Consider the following 6,246-nt stretch of genomic DNA (forward strand, 5'->3'; position numbering starts at 1 on the left):
CGCTGTGGCCGGGCGGTGGATCAGCTCCCCGGGTTCGGCTGGAAGGCCGCTGCCGGGTGGTCGGGGACGCTGGCGGTGATGAGGGTGCCGTCGGCGCGGCGGCTGCCCTCGATGTCGCGGACGGTGGGGGTGCCGATCAGGCGCGGGGCCGGGGCCAGCGGTCGGGTGACCGGGTCGCCGGCCCGGACGGTGACCGACTCCCCGCGGACCAGGACGGTCGCCTCGTCGCCGTCCTCGACGGTGAGCCGGAGCTCGGTGTGGCGGACGTCGATGCGGACCCGGGTGCCGTGCAGGGTGATCCGGAACGTCAGTCCGTCCCAGACCTCGGGCAGGCGCGGGTCGAGGGAGATGACGCCCTCGTGGTCGCGCAGACCGCCGAACCCGCAGGCCAGTGCGGACCACACCCCGCCGAGCGACGCCACGTGCACGCCGTCGGAGGTGTTGTGGTGCAGGTCGGCCAGGTCCACGTAGGCCGCCGCGGTGAAGTAGCGCAGGGCCAGCTCCTGGTAGCCGACCTCGGAGGCGATGATCGACTGCACGACCGCGGACAGGGTGGAGTCCCCGGTGGTCAACGGGTCGTAGTAGTCGAAGTCGGCGAGCTTCTCCTCCGCGGTGAACTGGTCGCCCTGCAGGAACAGGGCCAGCACCACGTCGGCCTGCTTGAGGACCTGGAACCGGTAGATCACCAGCGGGTGGTAGAAGAGCAGCAGCGGGCGCTTGCTCGGGTCGGTGTTCGCCAGGTCCCAGAGCTCCTTCTCCAGGAACTGGGCGTCCTGGGGGTGGATGCCCAGGCGCTCGTCGAAGGGGATCGCCATGTGCTCCGCGGCCCGGGCGAACTCGTCCAGCTCGTCCTGGGTCAGGTGCAGGCGTTCGAGCAGGGCGGTGTGCGCGCCGGGGTCGTCCTTGGCCAGGCGGTCCACGGCGTCGACGGCGCCGCGCAGGTTGGCGCGGGCCATCACGTTGGTGAACAGGTTGTCGTTCACCACGGTGGTGTACTCGTCGGGGCCGGTGACGCCGTGGATGTGGAAGCTGCTGTCACCGTTGTGCCCGCGCCAGAACCCGAGGTCGGCCCACATGCGGGCGGTCTCGATCAGGATGTCGACGGCCTCGCGGGCCAGGAATCCCTGGTCCCCGGTCGCGGCGACGTACTGCTTGACGGCGTGGGCGATGTCCGCGTCGATGTGGTACTGCGCGGTCCCGGCCGCGTAGTACGCCGAGGCTTCCTCACCGTTGATCGTGCGCCAGGGGAACAGGGCCCCGTTCTGGTTCAGCTCCGCGGCCCGGGCCCGGGCGTGCTCGAGCATCGTGTACCGGAACCGCAGCGCGTTCCGCGCGATCCGCGGGGAGGTGTACGTCAGGAACGGCAGGACGTAGATCTCGGTGTCCCAGAAGTAGTGGCCCGAGTAACCGGACCCGGTCAGGCCCTTGGCGGGGATCCCGTTGCCCTCCGCGCGGGCGGTGGCCTGTGCGATCTGGAACAGGTTCCAGCGGACGGCCTGCTGCAGTTCGGGCTGTCCGGGCACCTCGACGTCGCTGCGGGCCCAGAAGTCGTCCAGCCAGGCGCGCTGGTCGGCGAACTGGCGGTCGACGCCCTGCTCGGCGGCCCGGTCCAGGGTGCGACGGCACCGGTCGACCAGCTCCTTGGCCGGCACACCACGCGAGGAGTGGTAGGTGACGACCTTCGTGATGGTGACCGGTCGCCCCTGCTTGGCGTCGATCCGGTAGACGTGCTTGGCCACGTCCTCCTCGACCAGGGTCCGCTCCTCGAAGGAGTTCTCGGTCTCGATGCTGTGATCGGCCGCGACCGCCAACGTCATCCCGGAGTCCGCGACCCGGTAGCCCAGCACGTACCGGCCCCCGGCGGCCCAGTGCAGGGACGGGACCAGCACCCGGTTCTTCAGGGTCTCGGCCTTGCGCGGGTCGAAGCCCTCACCCATGGCCGCGGCCCGCACGTGGTACTCGTCCTGCCCGTCCTGCCGGTTCAGCATCTGACTGGACACCACCACCGGGGCGTCGGCATCCAGCACCGTGACCTCGTAGGTCATCACCGCCAGATGCCGCTCGGTGAACGAGACCATCCGGCTGCTGCGCACCCGCACGGTCTTGCCCGACGGGGTCTGCCAGATCAGCTCGCGACGCAGCACACCGTCCCGGAAGTCCAGGGTCCGCTCGTACTGGTGCAGATCGGCCACCGTGAGCAGCAACGGCTCGTCGTCCACGTAGAGCCGCAGGATCTTCGCGTCCGGGACGTTGACGATGGTCTGACCCACCCGCGCGAAGCCGTACGCCTCCTCCGCATGCCGGATCGGCCACGTCTCGTGGAACCCGTTGATGAACGTGCCGTGCGCGAAGGAGTCCCGGCCCTCCTCGACGTTCCCGCGCATGCCGAGGTACCCGTTCGCGACCGCGAACAGGGTCTCCGAGCGCCCCAGATCGGCGGCGTCGTAGCGGGTCTCCCGCAGACCCCAGGCGTCCGGCGGGAAGCGGTGCCGGTCGACCGGGTCGGGGGTGAACAGGGAGGAGGGGTTCACAGGGGGGTGCTTCCGTCGATGGTGTCGGTGGTCTGGGTCTCGACATCATCGGCGAGGAGGTCGGCGAGGTCCTGGACCACCAGGTCCGCGCCGTGGGCGATCAGGGTGGCGGCGCCGGCACCGCGGTCAACGCCGACCACCAGGCCGAAGTCGCCGGCCCGGCCGGAGGCGACACCGGACTCGGCGTCCTCGACCACGACCGCACGCTCGGCGGGCACCCCGAGCTGGGCGGCGGCGTCCAGGTAGGTGTCCGGGGCGGGCTTGCCGGGCAGCGCGCGGGCGGCGGCGACCAGGCCGTCGACCACCACGCCGAACCGGTCGGTCAGACCGGCCGCGGCCAGCACCGGCACCGCGTTCCGGGAGGAGGAGACCACGGCGACCCGACGACCGGCCGCGATCAGCGCGTCCACCAGGGCGACCGACCCGGGGTACGGGGTGACCCCCTCGGTGCGCAGGACCTCGGTGAAGACCGCGTTCTTCCGGTTGCCCAGGCCGCAGACCGTCTCCGCCTCCGGCGCGTCCGAGGGGTCGCCCCACGGCAGCTCGATCCCGCGGGAGGCCAGCAGGCTGTGCACCCCGTCGTAGCGCGGCTTGCCGTCGATGAAGGCGAAGTAGTCCGCGTCGGAGTACGGCGCGGCGCCGTGTGCGGCCAGCACCGGCGTGAACAGCCGGGCCCAGGCGTGCATGTGCACGACGGCCGTCGGGGTCAGCACACCGTCCAGGTCGAAGAGGACGGCGTCCATGCCGTCCAGGGTGCTGCTCGGGCGGGGGCCGGGAGAGAAGGGCACGGTGCTCCAGGGCGGTGTCGCGGGCAGGGGGTACACCAAGTCTGGCGGCTGCTCCGGCGCTGTCAATGTGGCGAATGTCGAAGACCGTGATCGCACGGGTCCGGGTCGGTGATGCCACTAGGGTGAACGGCATGACGTGGCTGACGGCGCCCGCGCATCATCGCTGGCTGGAGTCCGAGACCGACCGGTTGCTCGCCTTCGGGCGTGCGGCCGCCGACCCCGCCGGGGGATTCACCCGGCTCGACGACGACGGGAAACCCGAGGGCGGTCCGTCGGAGCTGTGGATCACCTGCCGGATGACCCACGTGTACGCGCTGGGGACCCTGATCGGGCGACCGGGCTGCGCACCGCTGGTCGACCACGGCCTGCAGGCTCTGACCGGGCTGTTCCGCGACGCGGAGCACGGCGGCTGGTTCACCGAGGCCGGTCCGGACGGTCCCGTGGACGACGCCAAGGGCGCGTACCCGCACGCGTTCGTCGTGCTGGCCTCCGCCTCCGCGACCGCCGCCGGACGACCGGGTGCCGTGGAACTGCTGCGGGAGGCGCTGACCGTCTCCGAGCAGCGGTTCTGGGACGAGGAGGCCGGGATGGTCGTCGAGTCCTGGGACCGCAGCTTCAGCACGCTGGACCCGTACCGGGGCGTCAACGCGACCATGCACACGGTCGAGGCGTACCTGGCGGCGGCGGACGTCACCGGCGAGCGGATCTGGCTCGACCGGGCCGAGCGGATGATCACCCGGGTGGTGCACGACTTCGCCCGGGGCAACTCCTGGCGGATCCCCGAGCACTTCGACACCGACTGGAACGCGGACCTGGAGTACAACGCCGACACCCCGGCGCACCCCTTCCGGCCCTACGGCGCGACGATCGGGCACTGGCTGGAGTGGGCGCGGCTCACCCTGCACGCCCGGGCGGCGCTGACGGCGGCGGGCGACGTCGCACCGGCCTGGATGCTCGACGACGCCGTGGCACTCTTCGACGCCTCGGTCCGCGAGGGCTGGGCGGTCGACGGAGCGCCCGGGTTCGTCTACACCGTCGACTGGTCCGGGGAACCAGTGGTGCGCGAGCGGATGCACTGGGTGGTCGCCGAGGGAATCGCCGTGGCGGCGACGCTGCACGCGGCGACCGGCGACGAGCGGTTCGACCGGTGGTACGCCACCTGGTGGGACTACGCCGAGGAGTTCCTGATCGACCGGGTCGGCGGGTCGTGGTGGCACGAGCTGGGCACCGACAACCGGCTGTCGCGCACGGTGTGGGCGGGCAAGGCCGATCTGTACCACGCGGTGCAGGCGACGCTCATCCCACGGCTGCCGCTGACCCCGGTGCTGGCGCCGGCGTTGGGGCGGGGGCTGCTGGACTGAGGGCTGCTGGACGGACGGCTGCTGGAGGGGTGGCTACCGGAGGGGTGGTGTGCGTCAGAACGGTGGCGGGTCCGACGTGAGCGGCCCGCGCGGTGGGCCTGCGACGACGTGAGTCGCGGCGGTGTGTGCTGTGGCGGTGTGCGCCGTGCTGGAGGGATCGGTGTGCCACGGGCTGCGTGGTTGTCCGGCCCGGACGTCGATCGGGGCACCCGGCGGCACGGACGGCAGACGGGTGTACGCGGTGTCCGATCCGGGGACGACGCGGTAACGGTGGCCGGTGGGGGTCGTCCACTCGAACACCCCGGGGTCGACCTGGCGCAGCACGAATCCGGCGCTGGTCTTGAGGCGGTGATCGCGGCGGCACAGTGGACCGAGGTTGCCGGGGTCGGTACTGCCGCGCAGGTGTCCCTGTCCGGGTGGAGCGCCGGGAGCTGAGGTGTGGAACTCGACCGTGTGGTCGAGGTCGCAGCGGCTCGCGGGCGTGGCGCAGCCGGGGCGTGCGCAGGATCCGTCGCGGGCCCGGACGTGGTCGGCGAGGGCCGCCGGTGGGGTGTAGGTGGTGCGGCCGAACTCGAGGAGCGCGCCGCTGAGTGGGTCGGTGACCAGTCGGCGCCAGGTGGATCCCGCGTCGAGTGCCAGGGTGCGGGCGTCGGTGGCGGAGATCGGGCCTAAGCCGGTGAGACGGGCCGGGGTGTCGTCGAGGCCGAGCAGGGTGGTGAGGGAGACGGTGACGTGCACGGTGGCGCGGACCCGGGAGAGGTCGAGGGGGCGATCGGGCTCCGGGACCCGCCTCGACGTGGGCACGAGCTCCGCGTGGCCGGATGCGCTCGCGACCGGGGTGGGGACCTGGACGCCGACGATCAGGTCGCGCAGACCGTCGGCGCGGAGCTGGTCGAGGGTGCGGGGGTCACCGGCGGCTCGGGCGGTGCGGGCGCAGGAATCGAGGACGGCGTCGATCCGGACCGCGTCAGGGGCGGGGAGGACGCAGTGCAGGGCGGCCATGCCGTCGGGCAGGACGCGGGGGCGGGAGATGCGGCGGGCGGCACGCGCGCGGTCGTGCAGGGCGTCGGTGTGCGGGCCCATGACCTCCAGGACGGCGCGCTCCAGGTCGCGGGCGAGCTGCGGTGCCGTCCGGCGGTCGGCGTCGGGGAGGATCCGGCACTCGACGGGGTCGATGACCTCGTAGGGGAAGTCGGCGAGGCGGTCGGTGATCAGCCGGGCCTTGGCAGGGTCGAGGTGGCCGGTGGCGAGGGCACGACCGGTCGCGGCCAGGGGGCCGTCGTAGGCGACGCCCTCCCGGATGAGGGAGCGGGCGGCGTGACGGGTGACCCCGAGACGGAGGGCGAGCTCCTCCCCGGCGACGCAGCCGTTGTCCGGGACCGGGTCGGTGGTGTGGGTGCCCACCGGGTTCATGGCCGGGCGGCGGGCGAGCTCGGCGGCGAGCTCGGTGGTGCGGGCGTGGGTCCAGGACTCCTGACGGAGGGCGGCGGCGACGGCTTCGACCAGGTCGGCGTCGGTCATCGTGCCCGGGTCGAGAGCAGCGAGCAGGCGGGCCAGACCGGGGCC

4 protein-coding genes are annotated in these 6,246 nt (G+C 72.6%); 1 reads left to right on the plus strand and 3 read right to left on the minus strand.

The features are described 5' to 3' along the window. Positions 1-20: 20 nt before the first annotated feature. Positions 21-2,531 carry a glycosyl hydrolase family 65 protein gene (locus OGL89_RS13050; RefSeq protein ID WP_263120588.1) on the minus strand — a complete coding sequence of 837 codons (2,511 nt, stop codon included), beginning with the start codon at positions 2,529-2,531 and terminating at the stop codon, positions 21-23. Continuing rightward, positions 2,528-3,274: an HAD-IA family hydrolase gene (locus tag OGL89_RS13055; RefSeq protein ID WP_263120589.1), complete on the minus strand. Its 747-nt coding sequence runs from the start codon at positions 3,272-3,274 to the stop codon at positions 2,528-2,530. The genes OGL89_RS13050 and OGL89_RS13055 overlap by 4 nt, the downstream gene beginning before the upstream one ends. A 176-nt stretch (positions 3,275-3,450) precedes the next feature. On the opposite strand from OGL89_RS13055, the gene OGL89_RS13060 reads away from it, so the two are divergent. Next, complete coding sequence (locus tag OGL89_RS13060) at positions 3,451-4,680, plus strand: AGE family epimerase/isomerase (RefSeq protein ID WP_263120590.1); 1,230 nt, start codon at positions 3,451-3,453, stop codon at positions 4,678-4,680. A gap of 54 nt (positions 4,681-4,734) precedes the next feature. On the opposite strand, the gene OGL89_RS13065 is transcribed toward OGL89_RS13060, so the two are convergent. Then, the coding region (locus OGL89_RS13065) for an HNH endonuclease signature motif containing protein (RefSeq protein ID WP_263120591.1) at positions 4,735-6,246 on the minus strand (1,512 nt) is incomplete at its 5' end.

Origin of the sequence: Cellulomonas sp. RIT-PI-Y (genome assembly GCF_025642745.1) — a bacterium.
Lineage (GTDB): Bacteria > Actinomycetota > Actinomycetes > Actinomycetales > Cellulomonadaceae > Cellulomonas.

Coding starts and splice junctions, on each gene's coding strand:
- OGL89_RS13055 (WP_263120589.1), bottom strand. CDS start 3,274: ATGGACGCCGTCCTCTTCGACCTGGACGGTGTGCTGACCCCGACGGCC.
- OGL89_RS13060 (WP_263120590.1), top strand. CDS start 3,451: ATGACGTGGCTGACGGCGCCCGCGCATCATCGCTGGCTGGAGTCCGAG.